The sequence below is a fragment of the Acidovorax sp. KPB24-07 genome (genome assembly GCF_057543315.1).
Window position 1 is genome coordinate 1 of sequence record NZ_BAAJYS010000487.1, and the last position, 2,214, is coordinate 2,214.

Genomic DNA, 2,214 nt, shown 5'->3' on the forward strand with positions numbered 1-2,214 from the left:
GCCCCATGCCCTGTCGCACACCGCCATCGGCGCGTTCGGGCTGGTCGGCGTGGTGGGCGCCCTGGCCGCCGCGCGGGCCGGCCGCTCCGTGGACCGGGGCCGGGGGCAATGGGCCACCGGCCTCGCGCTGGCATGCCTGCTGGTGTCGTGGGTGCCCATCGCGTTCGCAGCGCACACGCTATGGGCGCTGGCGGTGGGCATCGTCCTGCTCGACCTGGGCGGGCAGGCGGTCCACGTGGTCAACCAGGGCCTGATCTTGCGCACCCGGCCCGAGGCGCACGGCCGCCTGGTGGGCTGCTACATGCTGTTCTACGCGGTGGGCAGCGGCCTGGGAGCGGTGGCATCGACCGCGGTGTACGGCCTTGCCGGCTGGCCCGGCGTGTGCGCGCTGGGCTTGGGGCTCAGCCTGGCGGCGCTGGTCTTTTGGGCGGCGACGCTGCGGGCGATGCCTGCGCAGGGGGCCTGATACGGCATTGACCCGGCCTTGATCCGGCGTGCATCCATTTTTCTGGAATCATTTCCATTAAACTGGAGGCATGGACATCAATACCCGCCTGGCCCGCCGCGTGCGCGAACTGCGCGATGCGCGTGGCCTCTCGCTCGACGCCCTGGCCGAACGCAGCGGCGTGAGCCGCTCCAACATCTCGCTCATCGAGCGCGGCGAAAGCAGCCCCACCGCCACCGTGCTGGACAAGCTGGCCACCGGCCTGGGCGTGGCGCTGGCCTCGCTGTTCGATGCGCCCCAGGCCGAGGGCGACGAAGGCCTCGCCGCGCCCTCGCCCGTGGCCCGCGTGGCGCAGCAGCCCGTGTGGACCGACCCCGCCTCCGGCTACCTGCGGCGCAACGTGTCGCCCACGGTGGCGTCGCCGCTGCAGCTCGTGGACGTGGTGTTTCCGCCGGGCCAGCGCGTGGCCTACGAGCGGGCCGACCGCGGCGCGGAGATCCACCAGCAGATCTGGATGATCGACGGCCGCATGGACATCGCGCTGGACGGCACGGTCTGGCGGCTGGAGGCCGGCGACTGCCTGGCCCACCGGCTGGAGGGCGCCATCGAATACCGCAACCCCACGCGCAGCCCCGCGCGCTACCTGGTGGCCCTGGCCACCCTGCCCGCCATGCCACCCCACCCGACCCGGAGCCCGACATGACCGCCGCCACCTCACTCGCCACGCCCTCCGCCGAAGTCCCCGCCGGCGCCCCTGCCGTGACCGTGCGCCGCCTGGGCGTGAACGAAGCCGCCGCCTGCGTGCCGGCGCTGGCCGAGGTGCTGATCGACTGCGTGGCCGGCGGCGCTTCGGTGAGCTTCATGCACCCGCTGGCGCACGACAGGGCCGTGGATTTCTGGCGCGGCGTGGCCGAGGGCGTGGCGCGCGGCGAACGGGCGCTGCTCATCGCCGAAGCGGTGGACAGCGGCGCGGTGCTGGGCACCGTGCAGCTCGTGCTGGCGCAGCCCGAGAACCAGCCGCACCGGGCAGACGTGGCCAAGATGCTGGTGCACCGCCGCGCCCGCCGCCAGGGCGTGGCCCGGCAGTTGCTGGACGCCGTGGACGCGGTCGCCCGGCAGGAGGGCAAGACCCTGATGGTGCTGGACACGGTGACCGGCGGCGACGCCGAACGGCTCTACGCCCGCGCCGGCTGGCAGCGCGTGGGCGAGGTACCGGGCTATGCCCTGATGCCCGACGGCGCGCCGTGCGGCACCACGTTCTTCTACCGGGCGGTGTGACGCAGCGGGCCGTGGCCCCATGGCCCGCCGGGGTGCCGCCGCGAGGCATTGGGGCCTTTTGGGCCTCCAAGGCAATTGATACTAGGGCATGTTGCTATTTAATTAATAGCAAACTAATCCAACCCGGCCGGCCACATTCCCTTGACCCAGTGCAAGCCGGGGGCGCGGCGGGGCCCGCACAATGGCCGCCGGCGCCCGCCGGGCGCTCGCCTTCCTTGGTCTTTCCTCCCATGCCCCAGCAGCATTGCGACGTTCTCATCGTCGGCGCGGGCCCGGCCGGCCTGTCGCTGGCCATCGCCCTGTGCCAGGCCGGTTTCACCAGCACGGTGCTGGACCGGCAACCCGCCACCGCGCTCGCCGATCCCGCGCCCGACGGCCGCGAGATCGCGCTCACCCACGCCAGCGGCGACACGCTGCGCCGCCTGGGCACCTGGGGCGCTGCTGGCCCCGCACGAGATCGGCCGCATCGCCGAGGCCCGGGTGCACGACGG

At 73.3% G+C, this 2,214-nt stretch carries 4 protein-coding genes; all 4 read left to right on the forward strand.

Annotated elements, in window-relative coordinates; all coding sequences use genetic code 11:
• Positions 1-466: MFS transporter (locus AC27IQ_RS22925; protein ID WP_487090916.1), on the forward strand; the 466-nt coding region annotated here is incomplete at its 5' end.
• Between the two features lie 70 nt (positions 467-536).
• A complete protein-coding gene (locus AC27IQ_RS22930; protein WP_487090917.1) occupies positions 537-1,148 on the forward strand; it encodes a helix-turn-helix domain-containing protein in 612 nt (203 codons plus the stop codon).
• Complete coding sequence (locus AC27IQ_RS22935) at positions 1,145-1,723, forward strand: GNAT family N-acetyltransferase (protein ID WP_284425207.1); 579 nt, start codon at positions 1,145-1,147, stop codon at positions 1,721-1,723. The genes AC27IQ_RS22930 and AC27IQ_RS22935 overlap by 4 nt, the downstream gene beginning before the upstream one ends.
• Positions 1,724-1,953: 230 nt before the next feature.
• The coding region (locus AC27IQ_RS22940; RefSeq protein WP_487090918.1) for an FAD-dependent monooxygenase at positions 1,954-2,214 on the forward strand (261 nt) is incomplete at its 3' end.